The following is a 16,284-nucleotide window of genomic DNA, read 5'->3' as shown; positions in this document are numbered from 1 at the left end:
GCACAGCTGGCACACAGGTTCCGCAGGGGCACGGCACAGAAAAGCCGCCCACGATGGGGGCATGGTCATGGACGGGCAGGCCGCGCAGGGCCGCATCGAGCTGCGCCGACCGGACGGTGAGCCGGTCCGGGTGCTGGTGGTCGACGACGAGCCGACGCTGACCGACCTGCTCGCGATGGCGCTGCGCTACGAGGGCTGGCAGGTGCGCAGCGCGGGCAACGGGATGGCCGCGCTCAGCACGGCCCGGCAGTTCCAGCCCGACGCGGTGGTGCTGGACGTGATGCTGCCCGACCTCGACGGCTTCCAGGTGCTGCGCCGGCTGCGCGAGCACGCGCCCACCGTGCCGGTGCTGTTCCTCACCGCGAGGGACGCGGTGGAGGAGCGGATCGCCGGTCTCACGGTCGGCGGGGACGACTACGTGACGAAGCCGTTCAGCCTGGAGGAGGTGATCGCCCGCCTGCGGGCGCTGCTGCGCCGCTCCGGTCTCGCGGTCGCGGCCCGGGAGGAGGCGGTGCTCACCGTCGGCGACCTCACCCTCGACGAGGACAGCCACGAGGTGCGCCGGGGCGGGCAGGTGGTGACGCTGACCGCGACCGAGTTCGAGCTGCTGCGGTTCCTGATGCGCAACCCGCGCCGGGTGCTCAGCAAGGCGCAGATCCTCGACCGGGTCTGGAACTACGACTTCGGCGGGCAGGCGAACGTCGTCGAGCTGTACATCTCGTACCTGCGCAAGAAGATCGACGCCGGGCGCGAGCCCATGATCCACACGCTGCGCGGCGCGGGGTATGTCCTCAAGCCGGCCGAGTGATCCGGTCCGGCGGCTGCGCGCCCGGCTCGCCGGCTGGTCGCTGCGTCGCCGGCTCGTGGTCTCGGTGGTGGCGCTGCTCGCCCTGGTGAGCATCGGCATCGGCGCCCTCACCACGGTGGCGCTGCGGCACTTCCTCGTGGTGCAGGTGGACAACCAGCTCACCATGAACGACCGCCGCCCGGGCGAGGTGCCGCCGTGGTTCCGCGAGGGCAGCCAGCCGCCGTGGCCCGGCGGGCAGTCCGCCGCCGCGCCCCGCGTTCCGGAACCCCCGCGCGGGTTCCGGCCGGGCTCGATCGCCGTGCACGTGGCCGGCGGCGTCACCACGGCCGGCATCCGCACGGAGAGCGGCGCCGTGGACACGGTGCCCGCCGCGGACGTACGCCCGCTCGCGGAGCTGGCCACCGACGGACGCCCGCGCACCGTCGACGTCGACGACCGGGGCGCCTACCGGGCGGTGGCCCGGCGTTGGTCCGGCGGGGACGTGATGGTCGTCGCCATCCCGCTCGCGCAGGTGCAGGAGACGACGATGTGGATGATCGTCGCCCAGGCCGGCGTGGTCACCGCCGGGCTGCTCATCGCCGGCGGTCTCGGCACCCTCATCGTCCGCGCCGCCCTGCGCCCGCTGAACCGGGTCGCCGCCACCGCGACCCGCGTCACCGAGCTGCCGCTGGACCGCGGCGAGGTCGCCCTGTCCGTACGCGTGCCCGAGGCGGACACCGACCCGCGTACCGAGGTGGGGCGGGTGGGCGGCGCGCTCAACCGGATGCTGGGCCACGTCGCGGCGGCCCTCGCCGCGCGCCAGGCCAGCGAGACCCGGGTCCGCCAGTTCGTGGCCGACGCGAGCCACGAGCTGCGCACCCCGTTGGCCGCCATCCGGGGGTACGCCGAGGTGGCCCGCCGCGGCCACGACCGGGTGCCCCCCGACGTGGCCCACGCGCTGCGCCGGGTCGAGTCGGAGAGCACGCGGATGACCAGCCTCGTCGACGACCTGCTGCTGCTCGCCCGGCTCGACTCGGGTCGACCCCTCGTCGCCGAGCCGGTGGACCTCACCGCCCTCGTCGTGGACGCGGTGAGCGACGCGCACGTGGCCGGGCCGGAGCACCGGTGGCAGCTCGACCTTCCCGACGAGCCGCTCACCGTCACCGGCGACGCCGCCCGGCTGCACCAGGTCGTCGCGAACCTGCTGGCCAACGCCCGGGTGCACACACCCGCCGGCACCACGGTCACCACCACGCTGCGCGCCGAACCGGGCGCCGCGGTGCTCAGCGTCGCCGACGACGGCCCGGGCGTACCCCCCGAGCTGCAACCCGAGGTCTTCGAGCGCTTCGCCCGGGGCGACAGCTCACGGTCGCGGGCGCACGGCAGCACAGGCCTGGGCCTGTCCATCGTGGCGGCCGTCGTGGACGCCCACCACGGCACGGTGACCGTGGCGAGCCGCCCCGGTGCGACGGTGTTCACCGTCCGGCTGCCGCATCCCACAGCGCACGCATAGCCGGCGCACGGCGACCCGCCAGCCCGCTCACGAAGGCTGGCCGGCATGGACCGAACCGAGACCCTGCCGACCGCGCCCGCCACGGCGCCCCCGGCCCCGCAGACCGTCCGCCCCGACGGCGGGCCGCCGCGGCGGCCCGCCCGGGCCTGGCACCGACCCGCCCTGGCCGCGCTGCTGCTCGCCACCGGCCTGCTCTACCTGTGGAGCCTGGGCGCGTCGGGCTGGGCCAACTCGTTCTACGCCGCGGCGGCGCAGGCCGGCTCGGTGAGCGGGAAGGCGTTCTTCTACGGCTCGTCGGACGCGGCGAACTCGATCACCGTCGACAAGACCCCGGCCGCGCTGTGGCTCATGGCCCTGTCGGTGCGGCTCTTCGGCCTGAACAGCTGGGCGCTGCTCGTGCCGCAGGCGCTCTGCGGCGTCGCCTCGGTCGGGCTGCTGTACGCCGCCGTCCGGCGCTGGTACGGCCCGCTCGCCGGCCTGCTCGCCGGCGCGGTGCTCGCCGTCACCCCGGTGGCCACCCTCATGTTCCGCTTCAACAATCCCGACGCGCTGCTGGTGCTGCTCCTGGTCGCCGCCGCGTACGCCACGGTCCGGGCGGTGGAGACGGCCGCCACGCGCTGGCTCGTGCTCGCCGGCGCCCTGGTCGGGCTCGGCTTCCTCACGAAGATGCTCCAGGCGTTCCTCGTGGTGCCGGTCCTCGCAGGCGTCTACCTGCTGGCCGCTCCGGCCCGCCTCGGACGGCGGATCCGCGACCTGCTGCTGGCCGGGCTGGCTGTCGTGGTGGCCGCGGGCTGGTGGGTCGCGGTCGTCGAGCTGGTGCCGGCCAGTGCCCGCCCGTACGTCGGCGGCTCCCAGACCAACAGCATCCTGGAGCTGACCCTCGGCTACAACGGCCTCGGCCGCATCACGGGCGACGAGGTGGGCAGCGTCGGCTGGGGCGGCGGCCGCATGGGCGGCGGCGGGCCGTTCAGCGGGCAGACCGGCTGGCTGCGGATGTTCGGCGGGGAGGTCGGCGGTCAGGTCTCCTGGTTGCTGCCCGCCGCGCTGATCCTGCTGGTCGCGGGGCTCGTCCTGGCCGGTCGCGCGGCCCGCACCGACCGGACCCGCGCCGGCCTGGTGCTCTGGGGCGGCTGGCTGCTGGTGACCGGGCTGATCTTCAGCTTCATGTCCGGCATCTTCCACGCGTACTACACGGTGGCGCTCGCCCCGGCCGTCGGCGCGCTCGTCGGCATCGGGACCACGCTGCTTTGGCGGCACCGGGCCGCGGGCGCGCCCGCCCGGCCCGCGGCGCCGGCCGGCGGTCCGGTCCCGGGCGGGCCGCGCCGGTCGCCGTGGCGCTCGCTGGCCGCCACGGGGACGCTGGCCGCGGTCCTCGCGGTGACCGCCTGGTGGTCCTGGGTCCTGCTCGGCCGCAGCCCCGACTGGCACCCGTGGCTGCGGGCCACGGTGCTGGTGGCCGGGGTCGCCGCCGCGGCCCTGACCATCCTCGTCGACCGGCTGCCGGGCCGGGCGGCGCCGCTGGTGTTGACCGTGGGCGCGGCCGCGGCGCTCGCCGGGCCGGTGGCGTACTCCCTCCAGACCGCGGCCACGCCGCACACCGGCTCCATCCCGAGCGCCGGTCCGTTCGTGCAGGCCGGGTTCGGCGGGGGCGGAGGCTTCCCCGGCGGTCGGGCGCCGTCCGGCCTGGAGGGCCCCGGCGGCCGGGCGTTCCCGGGTGGGCAGGCGCTTCCCGGCGGGCAGGGCGGCGTCCCGGGCGGGCCCGGCCAGTTCCCCGGCGGTGGGCGCACCGGCGGCCAGAACCCCTTCGGTGACGGCCGGTCGATCCGCGGCGGGGGCATGGGCGGCCTGCTCGACTCCCGCGAGCCCAGCGCGGCGCTGCGGGCGCTGCTGGAGCGCGACAGCGACCGGTACACCTGGGTGGCCGCCACGGTCGGCTCCAACAACGCCTCCGGCTACCAGCTCGCAACCGGGGACCCGGTGATGCCCGTGGGCGGCTTCAACGGCAGCGACCCGTCCCCGACACTTGCGCAGTTCCAGCGGTACGTGGCCGAGGGGCGCATCCACTGGTTCATCGGCGGGGGCGGGTTCCGGGCCAACGGCGGCAGCTCCGCCTCGTCGGAGATCGCGTCGTGGGTGGCCGCCACGTTCGACGCGCAGACCGTCGACGGGGTGACCGTCTACGACCTGACGACCGGCGGGGAGGGGTGACCGTGACCGGCTCCGGCGAGACGCGGGCGGGCCTGCGGGCCCGACCCACCCTCCCCACCGCGGTGCTCGACGTCGTGGTGCCCGTCCACAACGAGGAGGTCGACCTCGGTCCGTGCGTACGACGGTTGCACGCCCACCTCAGCGAGCACTTCCCGTACCCGTTCCGGATCACGGTCGCGGACAACGCGAGCACGGACGCCACTCTCGCGGTGGCCGAGGCGCTCGCCGCCGACCTGCCCGGCGTCGGGGTGCTCCACCTGGACGCCAAGGGGCGCGGCCGGGCGCTGCGGGCCGCCTGGTCCGCCTCGGACGCGCCGGTGCTGGCCTACATGGACGTGGACCTGTCGACCGACCTGGCCGCGCTGCTGCCGCTGGTCGCACCGCTCATCTCCGGCCACTCCGACCTGGCCATCGGCACCCGGCTGGCGCGTACCTCGCGGGTGGTCCGGGGTGCGAAGCGGGAGGTGATCTCCCGGGCTTACAACCTGTTGCTGCGGGGCACGCTCGCCGTACGGTTCTCCGACGCCCAGTGCGGGTTCAAGGCGATCCGCGCCGACGTGGCACGCAGCCTGCTGCCCCTGGTCCAGGACACCGGCTGGTTCTTCGACACCGAGCTGCTGGTGCTCGCCCAGCGGTCCGGGCTGCGGATCCACGAGGTGCCGGTGGACTGGGTGGACGACCCGGACAGCCGCGTCGACATCGTCGCCACCGCGTACGCCGACCTGCGCGGCATCGGCCGGCTGGGCCGGGCGTTGCTGACCGGCGCGCTGCCGCTGGCGCAGCTGCGCGAGCAGCTCGGCCGAGCGCCGCTGACTCCGCCGCCGGCGCGGGTGCCGGTCGGGCTGCCCCGGCAGCTGGCCCGGTTCGCCGCCGTCGGCGTGGTCAGCACGCTGGCGTACCTGTTGCTCTTCGTGGCCACGCGGGGAGCGCTGGGCGCGCAGCCGGCGAACCTGCTGGCGCTGCTGGTGACGGCGGTGGCGAACACGGCGGTGAACCGGCGGGTGACGTTCGGCATCACGGGTCGCCGGCACGCCGGCCGGCACCACGCGCAGGGCCTGCTCGCCTTCGCGCTCGGGCTGGGGCTCACCAGCGGGTCGCTCGCCGTGCTGCACGCGGTCACCGGGTCGCCGGGCCGGCCGCTGGAGGTCGCGGTGCTGGTCGCCGCGAACCTCGCGGCCACGGTGCTGCGGTTCGTCCTGCTGCGCCTCGGCATGCACCACCGGGGCTGACCCGGTCACCGCGGCGGTGATCGACACAGGTTGCGTGGATGTCGCGGTGTCCGGGTCGGGTGGACACCGCGACACCAAGGATGTCGAGTCGATCATTCGACGGGGCGGGCGCCCGCCCGGTGTCGGACCACCGTGGCAGGCTGGGCCGCATGTACCGGGAACGGCCCGCGGGTGTCGCCGGCGCCACGTTGTGGACGAGCAGCGCGCCCGGTGCGGCGCGCACCACCCGGGTGCTGCCCGACGGGTGCATGGACCTGCTGTGGTCCAGCCGGGCGGGGCTGCTCGTGGCGGGCCCGGACCGCACGGCCCAGGTGAGCGTCAGCAGGCCGGGGGAGCGGTGGGTGGGGCTGCGCCTGCCTCCGGGAGTCGGCCCCGCGGTGTTCGGCGTGCCGGCCGACGAGCTGCGCGACAGCCGGGTGCCGCTGACCGCGCTCTGGGGTGACCGTGCCGTCGCCGACCTGGCCGAGCGGGCGGCGGCCGACCCGGCGTCCGTGCTGCCGGCGCTCGCGGCGGGCCGCCTGCGCGCGGCCGGAGGCCCGGACCGGGTCGCCGCGCGGGTCGCCGCCACGGCGGCCGCCGGCGTCGGCGTGGCCGCGATCGCCGCCGACGTCGGTCTCGACCCGCGCGCCCTGCACCGCCGGTGCCGGCGCCTGTTCGGGTACGGGCCGAAGACCCTCGCCCGGATCCTGCGGATGCGCCGTGCCCTGGCCCTCGCCCGGGCCGGCACGCCGCTGGCCGAGGTGGCCGCCACCTGCGGCTACGCCGACCAGGCGCACCTGACCCGCGACGTGCGGGCCCTGGCGGGCGCCCCGCCGACGGCCGTGCTGTCGGCCTGAGCGGCGCTCACGCTTCGGCGAGCGGGGCGTACAGGTCCACGCCGTTGCCCTCGGGGTCGTGCAGCACCGCGTACCGCTGCCCCCAGAAGGCGTCCCAGGGCTTCAGCTCGCCATGGAAACCGGCCTCGGTCATCTCGGCGTACCGGCGGTCGACCTCGGCCGGGTCGGCGCAGCGGAAGGCGAGGTTGATGCGGGAGCTGCCGGTGGGCGGCGTCCAGTCCGGACTGAAGGACCGGACGAGGTCGACGTGGTCCCAGGCGATCCGCACGCCCTCGGTCAGCGCCGCCTCGACGTGCTGCTCGGACTCCGCGCCGGGCGGGATGGCCAGACCGAGCCGGCGGTAGAAGTCGAGGGTCCGGGCCATGTCGGTGACGAGCACGCTGATGAAGTCGAATCGAAGAGTCATGGCGCCCACCGTAGGAGCGGCGGCGGTCGGGTGTCTTGAACGAAACGGACGGGGGTCGAGTGCCCGGTGTGCCCTTCACTGGCGCGGTGATCGGCGTACGGTGGCAGACAAGTCCGGCCTTCCGGGTCAAAAGCCTCAGCGCTGTGCCGTCCGGGACGCCGGTGTCGTGACGGCGAGGGGAAGGAGCGGTCGGTGATCCATCTGGCCTACCTGGACGCGGGTTCCGGCAGTCTCATCGTGCAGGCGGTGGTCGGCGGCGTGGCGGGTGTCGCGGTGGCCGCCAAGCTCTACTGGAGACGGCTGGTCTCCCGCTTCCGCCGGCAGCCCACCGACCAGCGGTGACCCGGCCCGCGATGGCGATCTCCCCCACGGACCTTCGACCCGAGCCCGGCTCCTTCCGGGATCCGGCCAACCGGGTCTTCCACCTCGGCCACGACGTGCTGCGCGGCCTCGACGCCGGCGCGGCCGCGCACTGGCGCGCGCTGGCCGGCACCGAGTTCTTCACGACCCTGCTCGCCGACGGCAAGGTCTGCGGCACCGAGGCGGTGGACCCCGTCGAGGTGCCCGACGGCGTGCCCTGGGCCGCCGTGCTGCGACACGAACGCATCCCCTTCGTCTCCCACCCGTACGAGTGGTCGTTCACCATGCTGCGCGACGCCGCGCTGCTGCACCTGGAGATCCTCCGGGCGGCGCTGCCCGCCGGGTTCACCATCAAGGACGGCTCCGCGTACAACCTCCAGTGGCGCGGCACCGAGCCGGTCTTCATCGACGTCGGCTCGTTCGAACCGGTCCGCGACGGCGAGCCGTGGGCCGGCTACCGGCAGTTCTGCCAGACCCTGCTCTACCCGCTGCTGCTCACCGCCCACCTCGGGGTCGACTTCCAGCCCTGGTTGCGCGCCCGCGTGGACGGCATCGAGGCCGACCAGCTCCGGCCCCTCTTCCGGGGGGTGCGGCGGCTCCTCCCGGGCGTGCCGACCCACCTGCACCTGCACGGGGCCATGCAGAGCCGGCACGCCGAGGCGACCACCACCGACGTCCGCGCCCAGCTGCGCGCCGCCGGCTACTCGCGCGAACTGGCGCTGGCCACCGTACGCGGCATCGAGAAGCTCGTCCGCCGCCTCGACCGGACCCCGGCCGCCAGCCACTGGGCCGACTACCAGCGCACCTGCGGCTACTCCGCCCAGGACCGGGCCGGCAAGGAACAGTTCGTCACCGCGGCCCTCACCGACGGGTCCCGCCCGGCGCTCGTGCTCGACCTCGGCGCCAACGATGGCCGGTACGCCCGCCTGGCCGCCCGGCACGCCGACCGGGTGGTGGCCGTCGAGCAGGACCCCGCCGTGGTCGACACGCTCTACCGGGCACTGCGCGCCGAGGGCGAACGGCGGATTCTGCCGCTCGTGATGGACCTGGCCGACCCGTCGCCCGGCGGCGGCTGGCGGGGCGTCGAGCGGGCCTCCTTCGCCGACCGGGCCGCCGCCGACGTGGTGCTCGCCCTGGCGCTGGTGCACCACCTCGCGATCGGGCGCAACGTGCCCCTGGCCGAGGTGGTGACGTGGCTCGCCGACCTGTGCGCCCCCGGGGCGCGGATCGTCGTCGAGTTCGTCCACCCGGAGGATCCGATGGCCCGGCGGCTGCTGGCGAACAAGCCCGAGGGGCTCTTCCCCGACTACCGGCGGGAGGAGTTCGAGCGGGTGCTGGCGGCGCGCTGCCGGATCGCGCGGCGCGAGGACCTTCCCTCCGGCACCCGCACGCTCTACACGGCGGTCGTGGGTGGCTGAGCCCACGACCGTCCCGCAGGCCGCCCCGGAGCCAACGCCGGCGCCCGACCCCGCGCCGGCGGCGTCCCGGCGGGCCCGGTGGACGGCCGCGATCCGGACCGAGCTGGGACGGCTGCTGGAGATCGTGGCGCTCGTCGGGCTGGTGGTCACGCAACCGCTGCTCGACGTGCTGGGCCGCAGTCCCGACTTCTTCCTCTTCCACCGGGCCACGCGGGACCAGATCCTGCTGCTCGTCGCGCTCATCGCGCTGGTGCCGACCGTGCCGCCGGCGCTGCTGGGCGCGCTCAGCCGCCTCGCCGGCCGGGCCGCCCGGTCGGTGACGCACACCCTGCTCGTCGGGCTCCTGATCGCCGCGCTCGCCGTCCAGGTGGGCCGGCACGTCAGCCCGCTCCGGGGCGTACCGCTGCTGGTGGTCGCGGCGGTGGCCGGCGTCGCGGTCGCGGCCGCCCACCGGCGGTGGCGGGCGCCCGGCCGCGTGCTGCGGGTCGCCGCGGCCGGCCCGCTCGTCTTCGTGGGGCTGTTCCTCGTGGTCTCGCCCACCTCGGTGCTGGTCCTGCCCCGTGCGGCCGGCGGCGCCGCCGGCACCGCGGCGACCGCGGTCCACCCGCCGGTGGTGATGCTGATCCTCGACGAACTGCCGCTGGTCTCCCTGCTGGGCCCGGACGGACGCATCGACGCGAACCGGTTTCCCAACTTCGCCGAGCTGGCGAACGGGTCGACGTGGTACCGCGACGCCACGGGCGTCAGCGGGTGGACGCCCTACGCGCTGCCCGCCATGCTCACCGGCCGGTACCCGGCGCGCGGCGTCGCCCCGCACTACGCGGAGTACCCGGACAACCTGTTCACCGCGTTCGGCGGCCTCTACGACATCCGGGCGGAGGAGAGCATCACCCGCCTCTGCCCGCCCAGCCGCTGCGAGCAGCCGGTCGCCCCCGAGCAGGGACTCGGCGTGCTGGTACGGGAGACCCGCAAGCTGCTCGGCCAGGTCACGGGGCCGCGGGAGAGCCACGTCGACCCCGAGGACTCCTACCGCGAGCAGACCCGGGAGGAGGCGGGGCTGGATTCCGCCGAGCCCGTCCCGGACGACCCGACGTTCCGGTGGGACAGCCTCGACGACAACCAGCCCGCCCGGTTCACCACGTTCCTCGCCGGGCTCAAGCCGGCGCCCCGGCCCACGCTGCACTTCCTGCACCTGCTGATGCCGCACTCGCCGTGGGCGTTCCTGCCCTCCGGCGCCCGTTACGACGCGCCGGAGGATCTGCCGAACGACGGCGCCGGCTGGGTGGAGCTGGCCCGGCAGCGGCACCTCGCGCAGCTCGGCTACACCGACCGGCTCATCGGGGAGACGCTGCGGACGCTGCGCGCCACCGGCCTCTACGACCAGGCGACCGTGGTGGTCACCGCCGACCACGGGGTGAGCTTCAGCAAGGGCTTCCAGGGGCGCGGCATGGACGCCATCAAGGCCGCGCCGGGCGAGGTCGCCTGGGTGCCGATGTTCATCAAGGAGGCCGGCCAGCGTACCGGCCGCATCGACGACCGCAACTGGGAGCACGTCGACCTGCTGCCCACCGTGGCGGACGAGGCCGGCGTCCGGCTGCCCTGGCGGGTGGACGGGCGGTCCGCCCGGCAGGCGCCGCGGCCGGCCGGGCAGAAACACTTCTACGACCGCCCTGGCGAGCCCGTCGTCATCCCGGACGGCGTGCCGACGCCGCCACCCCTGCCGGCCGTGCATCCGCTGGTCGGCACCGAGGTCGGGCAGCGGCCGGCGGGTGGGTCCGCCCGCGTGGCCGATCTGGCCGCGTTCCGCGCCACCGACCCCGACACCGGCACCCTGCCGGCCATGGTGTGGGGGGACGTGCCGGACGCCGTGCCCGACGGCACGCTGCTCGCGGTCGCCGTCAACGGTCGGGTCGGCGCCGTGGTGCCCGTCACGCCGCGTGATGCGGGCGGCCGTCGGTTCGCCGCGCTCATCGCCGACGACCGTCTCTTCCACGCCGGCCCGAACCAACTCGACGTTTACCAGGTCGCCGCCGACGGCGGGTTGCGGCACCTCGTCCTGTCCTGATCCGCCCGGGTGTCCCGCCGGTTTCCCAGCCGGCCAGTGGGGAATCGGGTGACGCATACCTCACCGGGAAACCATGCCGAGCGGTGTCCCAGGAACCGCGATTACGGTAAAAGCGAAGGCAATTCAACGAAGATCTGCCGGCGAAGCGAGGAACCACATGACGGAAGTCAAGCTCGATCACCCCGGTGGGCAGCTGTCGATGCCGGTGCACTCCGCGGTCGAAGGCCCCGCCGGAATCGGGGTGAGCAAGCTGCTGAAGGAAACCGGGATGACGACGTACGACCCCGGTTTCGTCAACACCGCGGCCTGCTCGTCCGCGATCACCTACATCGACGGTGACGCGGGGATCCTGCGTTACCGCGGCTACCCGATCGAGCAGCTGGCCGAGAAGTCCTCCTTCCTGGAGGTCTCCTACCTGCTCATCTACGGGGAGCTGCCGACCGAGCAGCAGCTCGCCGAATTCACCGAGTGGATCCGCCGGCACTCCCTCCTGCACGAGGAGATGCGGCGGTTCTTCGACGGCTTCCCCCGGGACGCCCACCCGATGGCCGTGCTCTCCTCCGCGGTGAGCGCCATCTCCACCTTCTACCAGGACAGCCTGGACCCGTTCGACTCCGAGCACGTGGAGATCTCGACGGTCCGGCTCATGGCGAAGGTCCCCACCATCGCCTCGTACGCCTACAAGAAGTCGATCGGGCAGCCGCTGCTGTACCCGGACAACTCGCTGGGCTACGTGGAGAACTTCCTGCGGCTGACGTTCGGGGTGCCGGCCGAGCCGTACGAGGTCGACCCGGTGGTCGCCAAGGTGCTGGACATGCTGTTCATCCTGCACGCCGACCACGAGCAGAACTGCTCGACCTCGACCGTCCGGCTCGTGGGTTCGAGCAACGCCAACCTCTTCGCGTCGGTGTCCGCCGGCGTGAACGCGCTCTTCGGTCCGCTGCACGGCGGCGCCAACCAGGCCGTGCTGGAGATGCTGCAGCACATCCACGCCGACGGCGGCGACGTCCGCACCTTCGTCCAGAAGGTGAAGAACCGCGAGGACGGCGTGAAGCTGATGGGCTTCGGCCACCGGGTCTACAAGAACTACGACCCGCGCGCCGCCATCGTGAAGAAGGCCGCCCAGGACGTGCTCGGCCGGATGGCCAAGCCGGACCCGCTGCTGGACATCGCGATGGAGCTGGAGGAGATCGCCCTCGCCGACGACTTCTTCGTCTCCCGCCGGCTCTACCCGAACGTGGACTTCTACACCGGCCTGATCTACAAGGCCATGGGCTTCCCGACCAAGATGTTCACGGTGCTCTTCGCCCTGGGCCGCCTTCCCGGCTGGATCGCCCAGTGGCGCGAGATGATCAACGACCCGGAAACCAAGATCGGCCGTCCGCGGCAGGTCTACACCGGCTCGCCGGAGCGCTCGTACGTGCCGCTCACCGACCGCTGAACCCCGCACGACCGAAAAGGCCGCCGCCCCCGCAGGGGCCGGCGGCCTTTCCGCATCTCCCGCCCCGCCCCCGCCCCCGGTCTGAGCCGGTGATCAAGAGGTCTGCGTCAGGAGCCGCGCTGTTCCTGACGCGAACCTCTTGATCAACAAGCCGGAGGGGGCCGGGGTCAGCGGAGGCCGGCTGTCGCCAGCAGGTTGCCCTCCGGGATCGGGGGGAGGGAGCGGCCCTGGGTCATCCGCTGGGTCGCGCGTTCGGCGGTGAACGCCCCGGCGGTGGCGACGGCGGACGCGTACGTGTCGGCCGTGCGCCGGGCGATCGCCGCCCAGCCGTACTGCTCGTGCACCATGACGCGCGCCCGTCGGGCCAGCGCGCGGGCCCGGTCCCGGTCGACGAGCAACGCGTGCACCGCCTCGGTCAGCCCGTCCGGGTCCTGCGGCCGGAAGGTCATCCCGGTGACGCCGGGCTCGACGATCTCGGCGAGGCCGCCGGTGGCCGCCACCGCGAGCGGGGCGCCGGCCGCCGCGCCCTCCAGGGCCACCATGCCGAACGGCTCGTAGATGCTCGGCACCGCGAAGCAGTCCGATGCGGCCATCACCGCGGGCAGGTCGGTACCGCCGAGGAAGCCCGGCATGCTGACCGTGCCGGCCAGGCCGAGCCGGCGCACGTCCGCCTCCAGCTCCTCCCGGTACGGGCCGTCTCCCGCGACCACCACCCGCAGCCCCGGGTGCCGCTCCCGCAGCCGGGGCGCCGCGGCGAGGAGGTGCTGGACGCCCTTCTCGTACACCAGCCGCCCGGCGAACGTGACCAGCGGCCCGTCGCCGGCGAAGCGGGCCCGGGCGGCCGACACCGCGTCGCGCGGCGCCCGCCAGCGGTGCGGCTCGACCCCGTTGGGCACCACGTCGACCCGGCCGGACGGCACGCCGAACAGGCCGGTCACCTCGTCGCGCATGTAGCCGGAGCAGACGATGACCCGGCCCGACTCGCTGCTGAGCCAGTGTTCGACGCCGTGGATGGTGCGGTTCATCTCCTCGGGTAGCCAGCCCTGGTGTCGGCCGGCCTCGGTGGCGTGGATGGTGGTGACCAGGGGGATGTCCAGGTGCTCGCGCAGGGTGATGGCGGTGTGGGCGACGAGCCAGTCGTGGGCGTGGATGACGTCGTAGTCGGCGGCTTCGGTGGCGCGGAGGGCGGCGCGGGTGAGGGTGTGGTTGAAGGCCATGGTCCAGGCGAGCAGGCTGGTGGTGGCCAGGGGGAAGGTGACGGGGTCTTCGGCGGCGCGGATGACGCGGACGCCGTCGGCGTACTCCTCCAGCGGGGCGCTGTCGGCGTGGCGGGTGACGACGGTGACGTGGTGGCCGGCGGCGGCCAGGGCGACGGAGAGGGCGTGTACGTGCCGGCCCAGGCCGCCGACGAGCACCGGCGGATACTCCCACGACAGCATCAGGATGCGGCGCGGCGGCGGGGCCACGCCGGTGCCGGCGGGCTGCGGGATCTGGGACCGGGTGAGGGTGGGCCGGCAGGTGCGGTCCGGGGCGGTGGCGAGCGGCTCGCCGACCCGCATGGTGCTCACATCTTTCTCCGTCCAGGCAGGGGCGTACGCGCCGGCGGCGGTGACGGCGCGATCGAGGTGAAGGGTGGGCCGAGGGCCGGGTGATGACGCGCGGGCGTACGCGTCCCCGAACCAGGAAAGGGCATCCGGCGCCGATCCGCATCTCGAAAAGGGCCACGGTGACCGAAGACACCCTTTGGGCCCGCGCGTCCCGGTCGGACGGATTTCCGCCCGTCGGCTGACAGGATGGATTGGCCGAACCGGGCGCGGGGCATTACCGCCGTGCGCATCGCGCGGCCCGCCGTGCGGTGCGCTCATGACGCGGTGCGCTCATGATCAGAACCGAAGGAGCGACATGCAGGTCTGGCCGGGCGAGCGCTACCCCCTCGGGGCCACGTACGACGGTATGGGCACCAACTTCGCCATCTTCTCCGAGGTCGCCGAGAAGGTCGAGCTGTGCCTCTTCGACGAGTGGGACACCGGCGCCGAACTCCGGGTCGAGCTGCGCGAGGTGGACGCCTACGTCTGGCACGCCTACCTGCCGGGCGTCGAGCCGGGGCAGCGGTACGGGTACCGGATCCACGGGCCGTACGACCCGGCGAACGGGGTGCGCTGCAACCCGCACAAGCTGCTGATCGACCCGTACGCCAAGGCGATCGACGGCGACGTGGTGTGGGACCCGGCGGTCTACGACTACGACCTGGGTGACCCGGAGCGGATGTCCGAGACCGACTCGGCGTCGTTCATGCCGAAGTCCGTGGTGGTCAACCCCTACTTCGACTGGGGCAACGACAAGCCGCCGCGCACCCCGTACCACCACTCGGTGATCTACGAGGCGCACGTGCGGGGGCTCACCATGCGCCACCCGGACATCCCGCCGGAACTGCGCGGCACGTACGCGGGGATCGCCTCCCCGCCGATGATCGAGCATCTGACCCGGCTCGGCGTGACGGCCGTGGAGCTGATGCCGGTGCACCAGTTCGTGCACGACCACCGCCTGATCGACCTGGGCCTGCGCAACTACTGGGGCTACAACACGATCGGCTTCTTCGCCCCGCACCACGGCTACTCGGCCATGGGCCGGCTCGGCCAGCAGGTGCAGGAGTTCCGCGGCATGGTGCGGGCGCTGCACTCGGCGGGCATCGAGGTGATCCTCGACGTGGTCTACAACCACACGGCCGAGGGCAACCACCTCGGGCCGACGCTGAGCTTCAAGGGCGTGGACAACGCGAGCTACTACCGGCTCTCCGAGGAGGACCGCCGCTACCACGTCGACTACACGGGCACCGGCAACAGCCTCAACGTGCGCAGCCCGCACTCCCTGCAACTGATCATGGATTCGCTGCGCTACTGGGTGCAGGAGATGCACGTCGACGGATTCCGCTTCGACCTCGCGGCGACCCTGGCACGGGAGTTCTACGAGGTCGACCGCCTGTCCACGTTCTTCGAGGTGGTGCAGCAGGACCCGGTGGTCAGCCAGGTCAAGCTCATCGCCGAGCCGTGGGACGTGGGCCCCGGCGGCTACCAGGTGGGCAACTTCCCGCCGGTGTGGACCGAGTGGAACGGCAAGTACCGCGACACCGTGCGGGACTTCTGGCGGGGCGAGCCGGCAACGCTCGCCGAGTTCGCCTCCCGGATCTCCGGCTCGGCGGACCTGTACCAGGACGACGGGCGCCGCCCGTTCCACAGCATCAACTTCGTCACCTGCCACGACGGGTTCACCCTCGCCGACCTGGTGTCGTACAACGACAAGCACAACGAGGCCAACGGCGAGGACAACCGGGACGGAGAGAGCCACAACCGGTCCTGGAACTGCGGCGTCGAGGGCCCCACGGACGACGCGGCGGTGCTCGCGCTGCGCGACCGGCAGCGGCGCAACTTCCTGGCCACGCTGATGCTGTCGCAGGGCGTGCCGATGATCGGCCACGGCGACGAGCTGGGCCGCACCCAGCGGGGCAACAACAACGCGTACTGCCAGGACAGCGAGCTGTCCTGGATCGACTGGGAGAACGCCGACGAACGCCTCCTGGAGTTCGTCCGGACGCTGGTGGCCTTCCGCCGCCGCCACCAGGTGTTCCGCCGTCGGCGGTTCTTCACCGGCCTGCCCGTCGGCGGCCGGGACGTCGGGGCGCCGCTGCCCGACCTGGCCTGGTACACGCCGGACGGCCGGGAGATGACCGGGGAGGACTGGGGCAACGACTTCGGCCGCTCCGTGGCGCTGTTCGTCAACGGGGAGGGCATCCGCGAGCGCGGCCAGTACGGCCAGCGCCACCACGACGACTCGTTCCTGCTCTGCTTCAACGCCCACGACGCGCCCCTGGACTTCACCCTCCCGCCGCCGGAGTTCGGGCAGCGCTGGGAACTGGTGATCAGCACCGCGGAACCGGACGCGGAGAAGACCACGGTGGTCGAGGCGGCCGGCGCGCTCTGCGTACCGGACCGGTCCCTGGTGGTGCTGGAGAGGACCGCCTGAC

The 16,284-nt window shown here is 73.8% G+C and carries 12 protein-coding genes; 10 read left to right on the top strand and 2 right to left on the bottom strand.

Features of this window, described 5'->3' with window-relative positions; translation table 11 throughout:
- Positions 1-67: 67 nt before the first annotated feature.
- From D7193_RS28630 to D7193_RS28610, 5 genes are all read left to right on the top strand, one after another.
- A complete protein-coding gene (locus D7193_RS28630) occupies positions 68-808 on the top strand; it encodes a response regulator transcription factor (RefSeq protein WP_120782797.1) in 741 nt (246 codons plus the stop codon).
- The gene (locus D7193_RS28625; RefSeq protein ID WP_120782733.1) at positions 786-2,300 is read left to right on the top strand and encodes a sensor histidine kinase; all 1,515 of its coding nucleotides are present in this window, start codon (positions 786-788) and stop codon (positions 2,298-2,300) included. The genes D7193_RS28630 and D7193_RS28625 overlap by 23 nt, the downstream gene beginning before the upstream one ends.
- Before the next feature lie 45 nt (positions 2,301-2,345).
- The gene (locus D7193_RS28620) at positions 2,346-4,508 is read left to right on the top strand and encodes an ArnT family glycosyltransferase (protein WP_120782732.1); all 2,163 of its coding nucleotides are present in this window, start codon (positions 2,346-2,348) and stop codon (positions 4,506-4,508) included.
- A 2-nt stretch (positions 4,509-4,510) separates the two neighbouring features.
- On the top strand, positions 4,511-5,737 hold the full coding sequence (locus D7193_RS28615; protein ID WP_120782796.1) for a bifunctional glycosyltransferase family 2/GtrA family protein: 1,227 nt from the start codon (positions 4,511-4,513) through the stop codon (positions 5,735-5,737).
- A gap of 149 nt (positions 5,738-5,886) precedes the next feature.
- On the top strand, positions 5,887-6,573 hold the full coding sequence (locus D7193_RS28610; protein WP_120782795.1) for a helix-turn-helix domain-containing protein: 687 nt from the start codon (positions 5,887-5,889) through the stop codon (positions 6,571-6,573).
- Between the two features lie 7 nt (positions 6,574-6,580).
- Here the strand turns inward: D7193_RS28610 and D7193_RS28605 are convergent, their stop codons facing one another.
- Positions 6,581-6,979: a VOC family protein gene (locus D7193_RS28605; RefSeq protein WP_120782731.1), complete on the bottom strand. Its 399-nt coding sequence runs from the start codon at positions 6,977-6,979 to the stop codon at positions 6,581-6,583.
- 192 nt (positions 6,980-7,171) lie between these two features.
- On the opposite strand from D7193_RS28605, the gene D7193_RS33785 reads away from it, so the two are divergent.
- The 4 genes from D7193_RS33785 (at position 7,172) to D7193_RS28590 (ending at position 12,263) form a co-directional block, all read left to right on the top strand.
- Positions 7,172-7,321: a hypothetical protein gene (locus D7193_RS33785; RefSeq protein ID WP_174242757.1), complete on the top strand. Its 150-nt coding sequence runs from the start codon at positions 7,172-7,174 to the stop codon at positions 7,319-7,321.
- A gap of 11 nt (positions 7,322-7,332) precedes the next feature.
- The gene (locus D7193_RS28600) at positions 7,333-8,757 is read left to right on the top strand and encodes a class I SAM-dependent methyltransferase (RefSeq protein ID WP_120782794.1); all 1,425 of its coding nucleotides are present in this window, start codon (positions 7,333-7,335) and stop codon (positions 8,755-8,757) included.
- Positions 8,758-8,848: 91 nt separating this feature from the next.
- Positions 8,849-10,822 (top strand): sulfatase-like hydrolase/transferase, encoded by a 1,974-nt coding sequence (locus tag D7193_RS28595; RefSeq protein WP_338324142.1) that lies wholly within the window; start codon positions 8,849-8,851, stop codon positions 10,820-10,822.
- A 157-nt stretch (positions 10,823-10,979) separates the two neighbouring features.
- Complete coding sequence (locus D7193_RS28590) at positions 10,980-12,263, top strand: citrate synthase (RefSeq protein WP_120782729.1); 1,284 nt, start codon at positions 10,980-10,982, stop codon at positions 12,261-12,263.
- 167 nt (positions 12,264-12,430) lie between these two features.
- Here D7193_RS28590 and D7193_RS28585 read toward each other — a convergent pair whose 3' ends face one another.
- Complete coding sequence (locus tag D7193_RS28585) at positions 12,431-13,831, bottom strand: glycosyltransferase family 4 protein (protein WP_120782728.1); 1,401 nt, start codon at positions 13,829-13,831, stop codon at positions 12,431-12,433.
- Positions 13,832-14,165: 334 nt separating this feature from the next.
- Here D7193_RS28585 and glgX point away from each other — a divergent pair, with 334 nt between their 5' ends.
- Positions 14,166-16,283 carry a glycogen debranching protein GlgX gene (gene glgX, locus D7193_RS28580; RefSeq protein ID WP_120782727.1) on the top strand — a complete coding sequence of 706 codons (2,118 nt, stop codon included), beginning with the start codon at positions 14,166-14,168 and terminating at the stop codon, positions 16,281-16,283.
- Position 16,284: the final 1 nt, after the last annotated feature.

It is taken from the genome of Micromonospora costi (assembly GCF_003626655.1).
Lineage (GTDB): Bacteria > Actinomycetota > Actinomycetes > Mycobacteriales > Micromonosporaceae > Micromonospora > Micromonospora costi.
Note: the sequence above shows the minus strand (reverse complement) of the source record. Positions and strands in the feature narration are given on the sequence as shown.

Bases quoted from the DNA above. Each gene is read 5' to 3' on its own strand.
- D7193_RS28600 (WP_120782794.1), top strand. From the start codon at position 7,333: ATGGCGATCTCCCCCACGGACCTTCGACCCGAGCCCGGCTCCTTCCGG.
- D7193_RS28620 (WP_120782732.1), top strand. From the start codon at position 2,346: ATGGACCGAACCGAGACCCTGCCGACCGCGCCCGCCACGGCGCCCCCG.
- D7193_RS28605 (WP_120782731.1), bottom strand. From the start codon at position 6,979: ATGACTCTTCGATTCGACTTCATCAGCGTGCTCGTCACCGACATGGCC.
- D7193_RS28590 (WP_120782729.1), top strand. From the start codon at position 10,980: ATGACGGAAGTCAAGCTCGATCACCCCGGTGGGCAGCTGTCGATGCCG.
- D7193_RS28625 (WP_120782733.1), top strand. From the start codon at position 786: ATGTCCTCAAGCCGGCCGAGTGATCCGGTCCGGCGGCTGCGCGCCCGG.
- glgX (WP_120782727.1), top strand. From the start codon at position 14,166: ATGCAGGTCTGGCCGGGCGAGCGCTACCCCCTCGGGGCCACGTACGAC.
- D7193_RS28630 (WP_120782797.1), top strand. From the start codon at position 68: ATGGACGGGCAGGCCGCGCAGGGCCGCATCGAGCTGCGCCGACCGGAC.
- D7193_RS28610 (WP_120782795.1), top strand. From the start codon at position 5,887: ATGTACCGGGAACGGCCCGCGGGTGTCGCCGGCGCCACGTTGTGGACG.